This window comes from Bradyrhizobium ganzhouense (assembly GCF_049949285.1).
Taxonomy (GTDB): Bacteria; Pseudomonadota; Alphaproteobacteria; order Rhizobiales; family Xanthobacteraceae; genus Bradyrhizobium; species Bradyrhizobium ganzhouense.
In genome coordinates this window covers 6,514,457-6,529,733 of the sequence record NZ_CP181318.1, presented here as the reverse complement: position 1 = coordinate 6,529,733, position 15,277 = coordinate 6,514,457, and the positions used below count along the sequence as shown (strand labels likewise).

At 64.7% G+C, this 15,277-nt stretch carries 15 protein-coding genes; 11 read left to right on the top strand and 4 right to left on the bottom strand.

Annotation, left to right across the window (positions count from 1 at the left end; translation table 11 throughout):
- Positions 1 to 36: 36 nt before the first annotated feature.
- From ACLFLU_RS30185 to ACLFLU_RS30175, 3 genes are all read left to right on the top strand, one after another.
- A complete protein-coding gene (locus tag ACLFLU_RS30185) occupies positions 37 to 1,500 on the top strand; it encodes a GH1 family beta-glucosidase (RefSeq protein ID WP_426408377.1) in 1,464 nt (487 codons plus the stop codon).
- Between the two features lie 127 nt (positions 1,501 to 1,627).
- Positions 1,628 to 2,860, top strand: coding sequence for an acetyl-CoA C-acetyltransferase (locus tag ACLFLU_RS30180; protein WP_426408376.1), 1,233 nt, complete (start codon positions 1,628 to 1,630; stop codon positions 2,858 to 2,860).
- Between the two features lie 345 nt (positions 2,861 to 3,205).
- The gene (locus ACLFLU_RS30175) at positions 3,206 to 3,508 is read left to right on the top strand and encodes an HU family DNA-binding protein (RefSeq protein WP_157326967.1); all 303 of its coding nucleotides are present in this window, start codon (positions 3,206 to 3,208) and stop codon (positions 3,506 to 3,508) included.
- A gap of 77 nt (positions 3,509 to 3,585) precedes the next feature.
- Here ACLFLU_RS30175 and ACLFLU_RS30170 read toward each other — a convergent pair whose 3' ends face one another.
- The 3 genes from ACLFLU_RS30170 to ACLFLU_RS30160 are packed head-to-tail and all read right to left on the bottom strand — an operon-like array spanning position 3,586 to position 6,520.
- The gene (locus ACLFLU_RS30170; protein WP_426408375.1) at positions 3,586 to 3,741 is read right to left on the bottom strand and encodes a hypothetical protein; all 156 of its coding nucleotides are present in this window, start codon (positions 3,739 to 3,741) and stop codon (positions 3,586 to 3,588) included.
- Positions 3,742 to 3,746: 5 nt separating this feature from the next.
- On the bottom strand, positions 3,747 to 6,128 hold the full coding sequence (lon, locus tag ACLFLU_RS30165) for an endopeptidase La (RefSeq protein WP_426408374.1): 2,382 nt from the start codon (positions 6,126 to 6,128) through the stop codon (positions 3,747 to 3,749).
- Between the two features lie 8 nt (positions 6,129 to 6,136).
- Positions 6,137 to 6,520, bottom strand: a complete 384-nt coding sequence (locus ACLFLU_RS30160) for an Hsp20/alpha crystallin family protein (RefSeq protein WP_148771077.1) — start codon at positions 6,518 to 6,520, stop codon at positions 6,137 to 6,139.
- A 296-nt stretch (positions 6,521 to 6,816) separates the two neighbouring features.
- Between ACLFLU_RS30160 and ACLFLU_RS30155 the strand changes: the two genes are divergently transcribed.
- The 5 genes from ACLFLU_RS30155 (at position 6,817) to ACLFLU_RS30135 (ending at position 12,090) form a co-directional block, all read left to right on the top strand.
- Positions 6,817 to 7,443 carry a MarC family protein gene (locus ACLFLU_RS30155; RefSeq protein WP_334525460.1) on the top strand — a complete coding sequence of 209 codons (627 nt, stop codon included), beginning with the start codon at positions 6,817 to 6,819 and terminating at the stop codon, positions 7,441 to 7,443.
- A 188-nt stretch (positions 7,444 to 7,631) separates the two neighbouring features.
- A complete protein-coding gene (locus ACLFLU_RS30150) occupies positions 7,632 to 8,279 on the top strand; it encodes a class II aldolase/adducin family protein (RefSeq protein WP_426408373.1) in 648 nt (215 codons plus the stop codon).
- Between the two features lie 8 nt (positions 8,280 to 8,287).
- Entirely contained in the window at positions 8,288 to 10,075 is a 1,788-nt protein-coding gene (locus ACLFLU_RS30145) for a chloride channel protein (protein ID WP_426408372.1), read from the top strand.
- 120 nt (positions 10,076 to 10,195) lie between these two features.
- On the top strand, positions 10,196 to 11,515 hold the full coding sequence (locus ACLFLU_RS30140; RefSeq protein WP_426408371.1) for an alpha/beta hydrolase: 1,320 nt from the start codon (positions 10,196 to 10,198) through the stop codon (positions 11,513 to 11,515).
- 185 nt (positions 11,516 to 11,700) lie between these two features.
- Positions 11,701 to 12,090, top strand: coding sequence for a hypothetical protein (locus tag ACLFLU_RS30135; RefSeq protein ID WP_426408370.1), 390 nt, complete (start codon positions 11,701 to 11,703; stop codon positions 12,088 to 12,090).
- 1,015 nt (positions 12,091 to 13,105) lie between these two features.
- Here the strand turns inward: ACLFLU_RS30135 and ACLFLU_RS30130 are convergent.
- Complete coding sequence (locus tag ACLFLU_RS30130; RefSeq protein ID WP_426408369.1) at positions 13,106 to 13,324, bottom strand: hypothetical protein; 219 nt, start codon at positions 13,322 to 13,324, stop codon at positions 13,106 to 13,108.
- Between the two features lie 226 nt (positions 13,325 to 13,550).
- On the opposite strand from ACLFLU_RS30130, the gene ACLFLU_RS30125 reads away from it, so the two are divergent.
- From ACLFLU_RS30125 to puuE, 3 genes are all read left to right on the top strand, one after another.
- Complete coding sequence (locus tag ACLFLU_RS30125) at positions 13,551 to 13,835, top strand: hypothetical protein (RefSeq protein WP_426408368.1); 285 nt, start codon at positions 13,551 to 13,553, stop codon at positions 13,833 to 13,835.
- Between the two features lie 90 nt (positions 13,836 to 13,925).
- Positions 13,926 to 14,339 (top strand): DUF3830 family protein, encoded by a 414-nt coding sequence (locus ACLFLU_RS30120; protein WP_027531871.1) that lies wholly within the window; start codon positions 13,926 to 13,928, stop codon positions 14,337 to 14,339.
- On the top strand, positions 14,340 to 15,275 hold the full coding sequence (gene puuE / locus ACLFLU_RS30115; RefSeq protein ID WP_426408367.1) for an allantoinase PuuE: 936 nt from the start codon (positions 14,340 to 14,342) through the stop codon (positions 15,273 to 15,275).
- The last annotated feature ends 2 nt before the right edge of the window (positions 15,276 to 15,277 follow it).

Here is a 15,277-nt window from a genome sequence, read left to right as displayed (position 1 = left end):
TTGTGCCGCCGCATCAATCATCTCGGGGCAGCATCAATGTCGGACAAGCTCTCGCGTCGCCAGTTCGCGAAAATCGCGGGGTTGTCCGCAGCCGGAATGACGGCGCCCCTGGAGCTCGCCGGCGCCATGCCGGCGGCGATGTCGCGTAGCGCTGGCGGCTTTCCGCAAAATTTCCTCTGGGGCACGGCGACCTCGTCCTATCAGGTCGAGGGCGCGGTCGAGGAGGATGGGCGAGGGGCCTCGATCTGGGACAAGTTCGTCCGCATCCCCGGCAAGATCGAGGACGGAACCACCGGCGACCGCGCCAACGAGCACTATCACCGCTACAAGGACGATATCGCGCTCATCAAGGAGCTCGGCTGCAAGGCCTATCGTTTCTCGGTTGCCTGGCCGCGGGTGTTTCCAGACGGAGACGGCAAGCCGAACCCGAAAGGGCTCGACTTCTACAATCGCCTGGTCGACGAACTCCTGAAGAACGGCATCGAGCCGTGGCTGACGCTCTATCACTGGGACTTGCCGCAATCGCTGCAGGACCGTTTTGGCGGCTGGCGCTCGACCGAGACCTGCAAGATCTTTGGCGACTATGCGGCCTATGTCGCCGAGCACCTGACCGATCGCGTCAAGAATGTCTTCACGCTGAACGAGAGCGGCCGCTTCGTCTATTTCGGTTACGGCGTCGGCATCGACGCGCCGGGCTTGACCTTGTCGCAGGCCGACGTGAATCAGATCCGGCACAACAGCGCGCTCGCGCATGGGCTTGCGGTGCAGGCGGTGCGCGCTCATGGCCGACGCGGCACGCGTGTCGGGCCGGCCGAAAACATTGATGCCTGCATTCCCGCGATCGATACGCCCGAGAACGTCCGCGCCGCCGAGATTGCGTTGCGCGAGATGAATGCCGGTTATCTCAACGTCATCATGACCGGCCGCTACACCGACGCGTTCCTGAATTACGCGGGCGCCGATGCGCCGAAATACACCGACGCCGAGCTAAAGATCATCTCTTCGCCGGTCGACTTCCTCGGCCTCAACATCTACGCGCCGCAGCACTATATCGTCGCCTCCGACCAGGGCGCGGGCTTCATGCCGCTGCCGGTCCCAAAACACTTTCCGCACATGAATTCGGACTGGCTGCGCGTCGGCCCCGAGACGATCTACTGGGTGCCGAAGCTGGCTGCAAATATCTGGAAGACGGATGCGATCTATATCAGTGAGAATGGCACGTCGGGCGACGACCAGGTGGCGCAGGACGGCAAGATCTACGACACCGACCGCATCATGTATCTGCGCAATTATCTCGCCCAGCTCCAGCGCGCCACCACCGAGGGCGTACCGGTGCGCGGCTACTTCCTCTGGAGCCTGATGGACAATTTCGAATGGGTGTTCGGGCTCAACAAGCGCTTTGGGCTCTATCACGTCAATTTCGATACCCAGGTGCGCACCGCCAAGCTGAGCGCGAGTTTCTACCGCAACGTGATCGCAACCAACGCGGCGGGGGCGTGATGTCCTGAGGGGCGGATTTTACGCGCAGCGGAAAATCCGCCCCTAGGGGCGTAGACGCCGCGCATTGACTCCGCTCTCCCCCTGATTCAAAACCGCTCCCAACACTCATAACAAGAGGACAACGCCCATGACCGACGCGCTGATCATCGATGCCTGCCGTACCCCGCGCGGCGTCGGCAAGGCCGGCAAGGGAGCACTCTCGGGCATTCATCCGCAGCAGCTGGGCGCGACCGTGCTGCGCGCGCTCGCCGATCGCACCGGGATCAACACCGCCGATGTCGACGACATTGTCTGGGGCTGCAGCGCGCAGGTCGCAACCCAGGGCGGTGATCTCGGCCGCATGTCGGCGCTCGATGCCGGCTATGACGTGCGCGCCAGCGCGGTGACGCTCGATCGATTCTGTGGCTCCGGCATCACCAGCGTCAACATGGCGGCATCCTCGATCATGGCGGGCGCGGAAGACCTCGTCATCGCTGGCGGCTGCGAGATGATGTCGATGGAGGGACGTCGCGGCGGCGGTCCGATGATGATGGACTCGGGCAATCTGCGCCTGCGTGCGAGGCATCCGCAGTCGCATCAGGGCGTCTGTGCGGACGCGATCGCGACGCTGGAAGGCATCACGCGGCAGGACGTCGATGCGCTCGGCCTCGAGAGCCAGAAGCGCGCTGCGCACGCGATTGCCGGTGGCCACTTCAAGAAGAGCCTCGTGCCCGTTCACCGCGAGGACGGCAGCCTCGCACTCGACCGCGAAGAATATCCGCGGCCGCAGACCACGATGGAAGGGCTCAGCAGCCTGAAGCCTGCGTTTCCGGCGATTGCCGATTATGCGCTGGACGACAAGGGCACGACCTATCGCGGCCTGATCCTGCAAAAATATCCTGATCTCAACATCGACTTCATGCACCACGCCGGCAACTCGTCCGGCGTGGTCGATGGCGCCGCTGCGATCCTGTTGGCGTCACCGTCCTACGCCAAGGCGCATGGCCTGAAGCCGCGCGCCCGCGTGGTGGCGATGGCGAACATGGGGGATTCTCCGACCTTGATGCTGAACGCGCCGGTGCCGGCGACGCGCAAGGTGCTGGCGAAGGCCGGGCTCACCATCGACGACATTGATCTCTTCGAGATCAACGAGGCCTTTGCGGTCGTTGCGGAAAAATATATCCGCGATCTCAAGCTCGACCGCGCCAAGGTGAACGTCAATGGCGGTTCGATCGCGCTCGGCCACCCGATCGGCGCGACCGGCTCGATCCTGATCGGCACCGTGCTCGACGAGCTCGAACGGCGCGACCTCAAGCGTGGTCTCGTCACCATGTGTGCGGCCGGCGGCATGGCTCCGGCGGTCATCATCGAGCGCATCTAGCGCATCTTCCCTTCCCCTCTCCCCGCTTGCGGGGAGAGGGAGAGCACGCAACACGTCGATCCAGCCTTATTTTTCAGGGTGAATCGCGCTCCTTCGCCGGCAAGGAGGCCGGTCGTCGCTTGTCGAAAGCATCGAATCAGCTTTAGCAAGGCTGCTTGCGGGCCTTTGAAACAAGGCAAAATCCGCTGCTCGAGGCTTCTTCCGCTCTGGAAGCCGCTAAAATGCAGGGTTTTTTGCCTCAGGGGGCCAAAAAAGCCCGTAAAACCGCGACAAAACTGTGCAGAAGGCTATAGGCCTTCGCCGGTTGGTCTAATATGCAACCGGCAACGAATCAGAGGAGACACGATGCCAACCCAAATGTCGAAATCGCAGTTGATCGAAAAGATTGCGACCGCCACCGAGCTTTCCAAGCGCGACGTCAAGAACGTCATGGAGACGCTGACGGATGTCGGCCACAAGGAGCTGAAGAAGAACGGCCTCTTCCTGGTGCCGGGCTTTGCCAAGTTCGTGGTCATCAAGAAGCCCGCGACCAAGGCGCGCAAGGGCACCAACCCGTTCACAGGTGAAGAGATGATGTTCAAGGCCAAGCCGGCCCGGAAGATCGTCCGCGCCCGCCCGGTCAAGGCCGCTAAGGACGCCGTGGCCTGATAACGCAAAGGCCCCCTCGATCAGAGGGGGCCTTTTGTACTGAGTACGTGTGACCGCGAGGGCTGAGGCGGAGGGGTTCAGCCCTTGCGGCGCTTCACCCGGACCGGGATCGGCTGAAGCCGCGGCTCGGGTCCTGCAAGCGCATCGCGCACCCGGTCGATGGCGCGATCGAGCAGCTGGCGCAGCCGCTGCGTCTTTCGCGATCTCCTCGCTTTTTCCAGCAATTTCTTCATCGCATTCACTCCGCCGCTTCGACCTTGGCCTCGGCCGGCTCGAGCGCTGCGGCGATGGCCTCGTCGACGCGCTCCAGCCAGATGAATTCGAGGTTGTCCCGCGCGCTCTTGGGGATGTCGTCGTAGTCCCGCTTGTTGCGCGCCGGTAGCATCACCCGCTTCAGTCCGGCGGCGGCCGCAGCCACCACCTTCTCCTTGATGCCGCCAACCGGCAGCACCAGCCCGCGCAGCGAGATCTCGCCGGTCATCGCGGTGTCGCTGCGCACCGTGCGATTGGTGAGCAGTGACGTCAGGGCCGTGAACATCGCCACACCCGCGCTCGGTCCGTCCTTCGGGGTTGCACCCGCCGGCACGTGAACGTGGATGTCGCTTTTCTCGAACACCTGGGGATCGATGCCGAGCTGCGTGGCCTTGCTCTTCACCAGCGTCATCGCCGCCTGCACGCTCTCGCGCATGACATCGCCGAGCTGGCCGGTCAGGATCATCCCGCCGCGGCCGGGCACCCGCGAGGCCTCGATGAACAGGATGTCACCGCCGACCGGGGTCCAGGCAAGGCCGGTGGCCACGCCGGGAATGCTGGTGCGCTGCGCGATCTCGCCTTCGAAGCGCGGCTGGCCGAGCACGTCGGCGATGTCCTTTGCCGTGACCACGACCTTGGCAGCCGTGCCTTCGGCGACCTGCACCGCGGCATGGCGGAACAGCTTGCCGATCTCGCGCTCGAGGTTACGCACGCCAGCCTCGCGGGTGTAACCCTTCACGACCAGCCTCAGCGCCTCCGGCTCGATCTCGGCCTGCTCGGCGGTCAAGCCGTTGGCCTCGAGCTGCCGCCGCACCAGGTAGCGCTTGGCGATCTCCAGCTTCTCCTCTTCGGTGTAGCCGGCAAGGCTGATGAGCTCCATGCGGTCCAGCAGAGGACCCGGAATCTGGTCCAGCATGTTGGCGGTCGCGATGAACACCACGCGCGACAGGTCGAAGGGCACGCCCAGGTAATTGTCCCGGAACGTCCCGTTCTGCTCGGGGTCGAGCACCTCCAGCATGGCGGCCGAGGGATCGCCCTGCACGCCACGGCCCATCTTGTCGATCTCGTCCAGCATCATGACGCAGTTGCGTGCGCCCGCCTTCTTGATGCCCTGGATGATGTTGCCGGGCAGCGCGCCGATATAGGTGCGCCGGTGGCCGCGGATCTCGGCCTCGTCATGCACGCCGCCCAGGCTGACGCGCACGAAGGGGCGATCCATCGCACGCGCGATGGATTGTCCCAGCGAGGTCTTGCCGACGCCGGGCGGGCCGACGAAGCACAGGATCGGCGCCTTGCCTTGCGGCGCGAGCTTGCGCACCGCCAGATATTCGATGATCCGGCCCTTGATCTTCTCCAGGCCGAAATGATCGGCATCCAGGATACGGCGCGCCTCCTTGATGTCGATCGGCTTCTCCGCGGGCAGCGCCCAGGGCAGCTCGATCAGCCAGTCGAGATAGGTGCGGACCATGCCGGATTCGCCGGCGGCCTCGGGCATGCGCTCGTAGCGGCGCAGCTCCTTCTTCGCGTGCGCATCCGCTTCCGGCGGCATGTTGGCCTTGGCGATGGCAGCCGTCAGCTCGGCGACCTCGGCGGCCTTGCCGTCGCCTTCGCCCAGCTGGCGCTGAATGGTCGCCATCTGCTCGCGCAGGATCGCCTCGCGCTGCCGCTCGTCGAAGCTGGCGCGAGTCTTCTGGCCGATCTCGTTGGAGATGCGCAGCACCTCCAGCCGCTCGGCCAGATGCTTCGACACCTTCTCGACGCGCAGAGCGAGGTCGATGGTCTCCAGGACCTCCTGCTTGTCCTGCGGCTTGATGTCCATGAACGAGGTCGCCAGATCCGCCAGCGCGCCGGGCGCGGTGGTGCTCTGGAACATCGCGACCAGCTCGGGCGGCGCCTGCGGCAGCAGCTCGATCGCCTCGATGGCCTGGCGCTGCAGGTTCAGCGCCCGCGCCTCGATCTCGGGCGAGGACGTGGTCGGCTCGGGGATCTGCTGGATGCGCGCGGCCGGGAACGGCGTCCCCGGCAGGAAGTCGAGGATGCGGGCGCGCTGCACGCCCTGGCAGACGATGTGATGCGTGCCGTCGGGCGCGGTGATGTAGCGCACGATGTTGGCGATGGTCGCGACCTTATAGAGATCGTCCGGGCCGGGCTCCTCGGTCTCGGGGCTGCGCTGCAGCACGATGCCGATCGGCCGCTGCTCGCGCAGCGCCTGCTGCGCGGCGGCAACGGACTTCGGCCGCGCGATCGCGATCGGCGCGATGGCGCCGGGGAATAGCACCATCTCGCGCACGGGGATGATGATCAGTGCGTCTTCGGGGATCTTCACGTCAGGATTGGTCTGTGCCGTATTCATCTGTTCGGTGGCCATGATCGACCTCAGGATTTGGCGAGGCGCAGTGCGACGCAGCCGTCCATCACGAAGCGGCTGATGGCGTAGCGGCCAAGGGGCAATGCAATGCGGCGCTCAAAACGCCCCTGCGGCAGCTCGAGCCGGTGGATGCGGGCGTTGCGAAGCTCCGGCGGCAGCGTGCGCTGGCCGGAGATGATAAGCACGCCGTCCTGGATCACCGTCTCGACATTGTCCGGATTGACGCCCGGAAGCGCGACCAGGATCAGGAGCTCATGCTCGGTTTCGAGCACGTCGATCGGCGGCTCCCAGCAGGCTTCCTGGCGGCCGAACTGCTGGCGCAGCCGTTCGCCGCGGGTCAGCTGGTCCAGGGCTTCGGACAGCATCCAGTCGAAGGGATTTTTGGGTTGCATGGCAAAACTCGGGGAAGGCGCTGCGGTTGGAAAACGAGGATATGGTGATGGTTCCCGCAAATTCCAGCATCGCGCGTTTGGAGCATGCCTGGCCCCTCGAAGCAGAGGAGGCCCTTGCAGCCAGACGTATGACGCCGCGGAGATGTTCTGCGGCGCCGGAGGCAACAATGGGGCGGGACTCTGAAATCAGGCGGCGGCGCGGTCTTCCGCCGGGATGAGCAGATGTTCCTCGCGAAGGTGCTCGTGAGCCGCTATGGCTGGCCGTCTGACCCACGCTCGCCCGAGGCGGCTGACCCATGCTCGACTTCGCCCTGTCCGCCTTCGTGACGTTGCTGCTGGTGGTCGATCCCGTTGGCCTTGCGCCGGCGTTCCTGGCCGCGACCGGGGGCATGCCCGACAAGATCAAGCGGACGGTGGCGCTGCGCGCCCCTTTCATCGCGGCCTCGATCCTGGTCGTGATCGCGCTCGCCGGAAACTGGCTGCTGCGCCAGCTTGGGATCGGTATCCCCGCGTTCCAGATCGCCGGCGGACTGCTGCTGTTCGGCGTGTCCTACCAGATGATCTTCGGCGACCGGCCGCATCGCGAGGCGCGGGAGGCCGACAAGGCGACCGCAGAGCATGCCTCCGATGTTGCCGTGTTTCCGCTTGCCATCCCCATGATGGCCGGCCCCGGCGCGATTGCGACCACGCTGCTGCTGACGGGCAATGCCGGCTATGGGGCGAGGCTTGCGATCATCATCGCGGTCGTCCTCGCCGTCTGCCTGCTCTGCATGCTCTGTTTCGTCTCAGCGAGCCTGATCGCGCGGACGCTGGGGCGCACCGGAAATGCCGTGCTGTCGCGGGTCCTCGGCATGTTGCTCGCGGCCTATTCGGTGCAGTTCGTGATCAACGGGATTGCGGCCGTCCGGGCCAGCCTGTCTTAGAGTCTCCTCGGGGCTGCGGCAATCTGTTAATATATTGATATTACGATGTAATTTATGATCTTGTGGGCCCGCCGGCAAGGCGGCGCCTGAGCAGGTCCGCTTTCGCTTGCACTGCCATATTGCTTTGACGTACTTCGGGTCTAACAAACGCCCATCGCCAAGAAGGTCGAGATGAAATCGAGAGGTCGATGACAGTGGACGAGCTCGGCAAGAGACAGGCCATCATCGACGCCTGCCGCCGCATGAATGCGCTCGGCATTAACCAGGGCACCTCTGGCAATATCAGCCTGCGGCACGGGGAGGGGCTTCTGATCACGCCCACCAGCGTGCCCTACGACACCATGACGCCGGACCAGATCGTCCTGATGGCGATGGACGGCTCGCATGCCCCCGACCAGAAGCCGTCCAGCGAGTGGCGCTTCCACCTGGACATCCTGAAGGCGCGCGCCGACGTCAACGCCGTCGTGCACGCCCATCCGACCTATTGCACCATCCTGGCGATCATGGGCATGGACATCCCGCCCGTGCACTACATGATCGCGGCCGCCGGCGGCGACAGCATCCGCTGCGCGCCCTATGCCACTTTCGGCACGGCTGAGTTGTCCGAGCACGCGGTGCGCGCGCTGGTCGGCCGGCTCGCCTGCCTGCTCGACCATCACGGCATGATCGCGGTCGGCAAGACGCTCGACAAGGCGATGTGGCTCGCTGTCGAGGTCGAGACGCTGGCGCGGCAATATCACGGCTGCCTCCAGATCGGAAAACCGCCGCTGCTGTCGAGCGCCGAGATCGAACGGGTCCGTCAGCGCATGGCCGGCTACGGCGTGTCGGACGGGTAGGGCGGCTGGTGTTCGCGCGGATCAGGCATATCGTCGATCGCAAGGGATCGAACCGCACCATGGTCCGGCTGCGCGCACTCCTGCGCAGCAACGAGTTCTACCTGATCCCGCTCTCGCTCGTGATCGGCACGCTGGCCGGCGCGGTGGTGACGCTGATGGCCGAGATCGCGCAGATCGCCCATGTCGTGATCTACGGCATTCCGATCGACGTGCGCCTCTCCGCCAACACCTATATCAATCCCTGGGCGGCGCTGATCGCGCCGGCGCTGGGCGGCCTGGTGCTCGGCATCATGGAGTGGTGGCGGCGACGGTGGAAGATTTCCAGCGCGGTCGACCCGATCGAGGCCAATGCGCTGCGCGGCGGCAATCTGTCGATGCGCGACAGCGTGGTGGTGTCGAGCCAGACGCTGATCTCGAACGGCTGCGGCGCTTCGGTCGGCCTCGAGGCCGGCTACACCCAGATCGGCTCGGGCATCGCCTCGCTGTTCGGAAAATTCTTCAATCTCCGGCGTAACGATTTGCGCCTGATCGTCGGCTGCGGCGCTGCAGCGGCGATCGCGGCGGCCTTCGGCGCGCCGATCACCGGCGCGTTCTACGCCTGCGAACTGATCGTCGGCGTCTACTCGGTCGGCAGCGCCGCGCCGATCCTGGCGGCCTCGCTCGCCGGCGCACTGACCGCGCAATGGCTCGGTGGCGCGCCTTACTCGATCGAAATCCCCAAGGTCAGCGCGGTCGGCGTCGAGCAATATCTCGCATTGATCGTGCTCGCGCTCATCACCAGCGGCGTCGGCATCGCCGTGATGCGCTCGTCCTCGATGTTCGAGCGCCTGTTCAAATGGCTGCCGGTCTGGCTGCGCCCGGTCATCGGCGGCCTCATCGTCGGGGGCTTTGCGATTGTCACGCCGCAGGTGCTGGCGGCCGGCCACGGCGCCATGGTGCTCGATCTCTTCCACGACATGACCATCGGCCTGATCGCGATCATCATCGCGCTGAAGGTGACGGCCTGCCTGATCTCGCTGGCCTCCGGGTTCCGTGGTGGCCTGTTCTTCGCCTCGTTGTTCGTCGGCAGCCTGATCGGAAAGTTCTTCTCGGCGGTGCTGCTGCTGATCAGTCCGAACTTCGTGATCGATCCGCTGGTGGCGATGCTGACCGGCATGGCCACGCTGGGTGTCGCCATCGTCGGCGGTCCGCTGACCATGTCGTTCCTCGTGCTCGAGATGACGCGCAATGTCGACGTCACCGCCGTGGTGCTAGCCGGCTGCATCGTCACCTCGATCTGCGTCCGCTTCATGTTCGGCCACTCCTTCTCGACCTGGCGCCTGCATCTGCGCGGCGAGACCATTCGCAGTGCCAACGATGTCGGCTGGCTGCGCAACCTCACCGTCGAGCGCCTGATGCGCTCCGACGTCGGCAAGGTGCCGTCGACCACGACGATCGCTGCGACCCGAAGCGAATTTCCGCTGGGATCGCGGCCGGGCATCGTCATTGTCAACAATACTGACGAATATGTCGGTCTGGTCCTGCTGCATGATTTGTTCTCCAGCGATCTCGACACCATCGCCGACGACATCCAGATCATCGAGCTCGCGCGCCTGACCGAGATCGTGCTGATCCCGGAAATGAATGTGAAGAGCGCGATGGCGGTGTTCGACGAGGCCGAGGCCGAAATGCTGGCGGTGGTCGATTCCACCGACAGCCGCAAGGTGGTCGGCTTCCTGACCGAGACCTTTGCCCGCCGCCGCTATGTCGAGGAGATCGACAAGGCCACGCGCGGCGTGCTGGGCGCGCTGTCGTAGGCGCCCGGGCAAGTTGACGCTGGCACGCGCAGCGGACTTGCCAGATCATTCACAACCTCTAGGCTAGAGATAGGCGGCAGGGCCGGTGCCTTGGCCGCATTCAGCGACGAGGGACGTGCGATGTCGGACACGCTTCGCCTGTTGCTTGCCTTGCTCGAACTCGGGCCCCGGTTGAAGGATCTGCTGGGCGACAAATGGCCGCCCTACGGCGAGGAATTGCAGGAGCTCGCCGGGCGGGCCGGCCACGGCGAAGATCCGGATCGGCTTCGCCAATCGCTCGACCTGCTGGTCGTTCGGCTGCTTGCGGAGCCGCCGGCCATGGAACTTGTCGAGCGCGTGATGGCTGACATGGCAGCGCCCGCCGCCGCCAGGGAGACCGTGACTCGTCGCGGCCGGGTGTCGCCGCTCGTCGTCCCGGACACGATCCGCCCGACCACGGATGAGACGACCGGCGTCGTCACCATTCCCGTCTTCTACGGCACCGACCGCGCCCGGGGCGATGACACGCCGGCGCATTATTTTGGCGGCGCGCGGGGCACGCTGTCCTTCGGCGTCGCGGAGGTCAGCGTACCGACGCGCGGCCGCGACCTGGGTGAACTCACCAGTCCCAGCTGGTGGCGTCTCGAATTCTCGGCCAATCCCGAGAAGCACGTGGTCCTCAAAACCGTCGCGGCGCTTGCCCGGGATGCCTTCGTCACGAGCCTGAAGGACTCGCTTGCGGCAGCGGGCGAGCATGATGTCCTGATCTTCGTGCACGGCTACAACGTGACGTTCGAGGATGCGGCGCGGCGGGCCGGGCAGCTTGCGGTGGATCTGAAATTCGCAGGCCGGACGCTGCTGTATAGCTGGGCGTCCGCGGCTGACACCAAGAAGTACACGGTGGATGAGAGCACGATCGACTGGTCGCGCGATCATTTCGAGGCGTTTCTCCAACTCGCGCTCGGCGAAATCAGCGCCGGCAAGGTTCACATCATCGCCCACAGCATGGGCAACCGCGCGGTGATTAATACGCTCGAACGTGTCACGTCGTGGCAGTTGCCGGCCGGCGCCGCAAAGCTCGGTCAGATCATCTTTGCCGCGCCCGACATCGACCGCGACCGCTTCGTCCAGCTCGCGGCAAAATTCAAAGGATGCGCCGCGCGCGTCACGCTCTATGCCTCGTCCCGCGATGTGGCGCTGCTGGCTTCGAAATTCGTGCACGGCTATCCCCGGGCGGGTGAGGCCGGCGAGACGCTGACGGTCGTCGACGGCGTCGATACGATCGATGCGTCGCTGGTCGACACCAGCCTGGTCGGTCTGCACCACTCTTATTTCGGCGAGAAGCGCTCGATCCTGAACGACATGTTCAATCTGATCGTGCAGCAACTCGCGCCCGACCAGCGCTTTGACCTCCAGGCCTCAGGCGATGCGCTCCGGAGGTACTGGAGCTATCGGGCCTAGCGACCGGAAAACGGCGCTCCCGTTCATTTTCCACTCAGGTTGAATGGATCAAGCTGGCTCGGGCGGTTCGGCTTACTATCGTTCCAAGCGTGGCAGATTGCCGCGATCACGAAACCATTTCAGCGCTTTGCGCATTAGCTGTTGTTTCCATATCTCTTTTTTGGGCGAGAACAGAGGACTTTAAGATGAGTGACAGGTCCGTGAATTCGAGAGTTGGCCGCATCACGGCGCTGGCCGCGTTCACCAGTTTCGCCCTGGTCCTGGGCGTCGCGTCGCCGTCGGCCGCCGCGTCCCCGACGCCGGCTAAGGCGGCCACGACGGCCGCTGCGGCAGGGCAGGGCTCATCCAACGCGACCGATTTCAGCGCCGCGCGGCGTCGTCACTACTATCGGCGCGGACCGAGTGCTGCGGGCCTCGCTTTCATGGGCGTTGCGGCCGGTCTGATCGGAGGCGCGATCGCCGAGAGCCGGCGCCAGGAATACTATGACAACTATTACTATGGTGGCCCGCGATACTATGGCCCTGGTCCCGGCTACGGTTACTATGGTGGGCCACGGTACTACAATCCGTACTGATCTTTGCCCGGACAGCCAAAACACCGGAACGGGCTGTCAATCCTTCCCGACAAAAACATTCCGCTTTACCGAAATTCGGAAATGGCGTATGTGTCGCCCATCCCGGCTCATCCTCGAGGGGCGATCGTACGTCGTCACTGATTGCGAGCCGGGCTTGCGGTGGACGCGGCAGCGTCGGCACGAGAGGGTGCGGGCAGGGCGGGTAGTCCCTGTGAGCCCGAAACCGCGTGCGGATGAGCGGCGCTGTTAGTTCGTCTCGCCAGTATTTTTCTCGCAACGTCGACAGCGCGGGAAAACCCTGTGGCGAGAGGCGAACGCGCGTACGGCAAAACCGTGTGGTCCTGGCCGTCGTTGCTACGGTCAAGCCTGTCGCGGAGGTGCGGAGCGCCCAACCGGGTTAACCGCATCGCCAATCTGCGAGGCGAGGGAGGCCAGAACGAATTCGGCTCCCGGGAGAGCGCGGCATAAGCCGTCAACCCATCGCGCAGGGAAGGCCGTGTGTTGGGCTTCACCTGTATGCTGCTGTGCGGTTCTTCTGCGCTACATTTCGCGCAGCAGACCGCGGGTGCGAGCTGGCACCCGGCCTTCCCTGCGCCCTCTTGGACAAGCGGGTGGAGAGACCAGGCAAAGCTCGGGCGAACTACGCCGCGAGAATGCGAAGGTGTGTCTGCAAGTGAAATGCGATTTGGAGAATGGCGATGCGGCCCCTTGCTCCGTCATTGCGAGCGCAGCGAAGCAATCCAGTCTGTTGCCGCGGAAAGACTCTGGATTGCTTCGCTGCGCTCGCAATGACGATGTGGAGGCATCGAGCGCCAATCCATCACCGTCACCCCCGCGCAATGGCGAAGCTATTGTCGCTGGAGGCGCTCGCCCCTTCGGCGAGCCTCGAAGGGCGACGGCCCGGCTGTATCTCGGCCGCTCATCCTTCGAGGCTCCTCATGGGACGCGTCGCGTCCCATGTCTCGCGCCTCGGGATGTCGGAATTGAATCAGCAGCGCGCCATATGCCTCCAACATCACCGTCCCGCCGGCGCCGACATCGCGCCGTTGGCGTAGCGCGACCAATCGGGGATGGTCGGCTGCGATGGCCACATGGCCGCGTTGGAGTCGCGTGCCGATTGGGTTATGGGGCTGGGCTGCGCCTTGCGAGCGTGGTGGCGGTCGCTCGCTGCCGCGGTCTGGACGGTCATGGCGGTGATCACCGTGGCGCTGAGAATGGCAAGAGTCTTCTGCATGGTTGTTTCTCCCGTGACGACGTCCCGGTTCCGAGAGGTGTCATCGTCGTCGCCGCTGACATGGAGATGCGTCCGGCCGAATATCACGGCAACGCCGCTTCACGATGGGGCGAGCAAATTATTTGGTCTCGGCTAAATATTCGGCAATCGCCCCGCCGGGCCCGATGGACTTGACCGGTGCAATCCGGTTGAATGGGAGCCAATTGAGGTTTCAGGCGCGACAACGATGTCGAAATATCTGCTGGTCCTGCTTTTGATCGCCGCGCCGGCTGCGGCGCAGGTCAAATTGACTCCGAAAACCTCGGCGGCGCACCCCGACCCCTGCGCGCCGATCGGGCGCACGGCGGACGGCAAGCTGGTCTACTCCATGAAGTGCGAGAACCTGCCGGCGCCTCCGCCGCCCCCGCCGCAGGCGGAACTGAAGGAGGCGCCACCGCCGGCTGCTGCCGCGGAGCCCGAGCCGGAGGTGCGGCGGAGCGGCCTGTTCGGCTGGTCTTACGACCGCAGGTGAAGGCCCGGCGCCACTTGCGCGAAACCCGTTGGAATGCTCTTTGCTTGAAAGTTCCCCGGGGGGCCACCGCCCCCGATCCAGAGAGATGAGATGAGCAAACTCGTTATCCGCGCCGGCGATTTCACCTTCGATGCCCGCTTCGAGGAGCAGGCGGCGCCCAAGACGGTCGCGGCGTTCCGCAAGGCGCTGCCGTTCGAGAGCCACATCATCCATGTGCGCTGGAGCGGCGAAGGCGTCTGGATGCCGCTCGGCGATCTCGACTTCGGCGTCGGCTACGAGAACCACACCAGCTATCCCGCGCCCGGCCAGATCATCCTCTATCCCGGCGGCATCAGCGAGACCGAGATCCTGATGGCCTATGGCGGCGTGCATTTCGCCAGCAAGATGGGCCAGCTCGCCGGCAATCACTTCATCACCGTGACCTCGGGCCTGGAGAATCTCGCGACGCTGGGCAAGAGCGTGCTGTGGAAGGGCGCGCTGCCGATCCGCTTCGAGGAAGTCTGAGTGACTGACGCCCGCTACCCGCGCGATCTCCGCGGTTACGGCCGCAACCCGCCGCATCCAGAGTGGCCCGGCAACGCGCGGGTCGCGGTGCAGTTCGTCGTCAATTTCGAGGAAGGCGGCGAGAACAACATTCTGCACGGTGACCGCGCGTCGGAAGCGTTCCTGTCCGACGTGCTGGGCGCGCAGCCCTGGCCCGGCCAGCGTCACGCCAATATCGAATCCATGTTCGAATATGGCTCGCGCGCCGGCTTCTGGCGGCTGTGGCGGATGTTCAACGAGCGGAAGTGGCGGACCACCGTGTTCGGTGTCGCCACCGCGCTGAAGCGCAACCCGGAAATCGTCGCTGCGATGAAGGAGTCCGGCTGGGACATCGCGAGCCACAGCCTGAAATGGATCGAGCACAAGGACATGACGGAAGCGCAGGAGCGCGCCGAGATTGCCGAGTCGATCCGCGTCCATACCGAAGCGACCGGATCGCGGCCGCTCGGCTGGTACACCGGGCGCTCCTCGATCAACACCAACCGGCTGTTGATGGAGGAGGGCGGCTTCCTCTATCTCTGCGATTCCTATGCTGACGATCTGCCCTATTGGGTCAAGGGCGCGACAGGCAAGCAGCTCATCATTCCCTATACGTTAGACGCCAACGACATGCGCTTCATCAATCCGCAGGGCTTTGCCGAGGGCGAGCAGTTCTACACCTATCTGAAAGATGCGTTCGACGTGCTCTATGCCGAAGGCGAGACCGCGCCGAAGATGATGTCGGTGGGGCTGCACTGCCGCCTCGCCGGCCGGCCGGGCCGGGCCGCGGGCCTGATCCGCTTTCTCGACTATATCGGCAAGCATGAGCACGTCTGGGTCCCGACGCGGTTGCAGATCGCGCAGCATTGGCACGACAAGCATGCGCATCTTGCCGCCGATGCGTTCGAGATCGGGTAAAG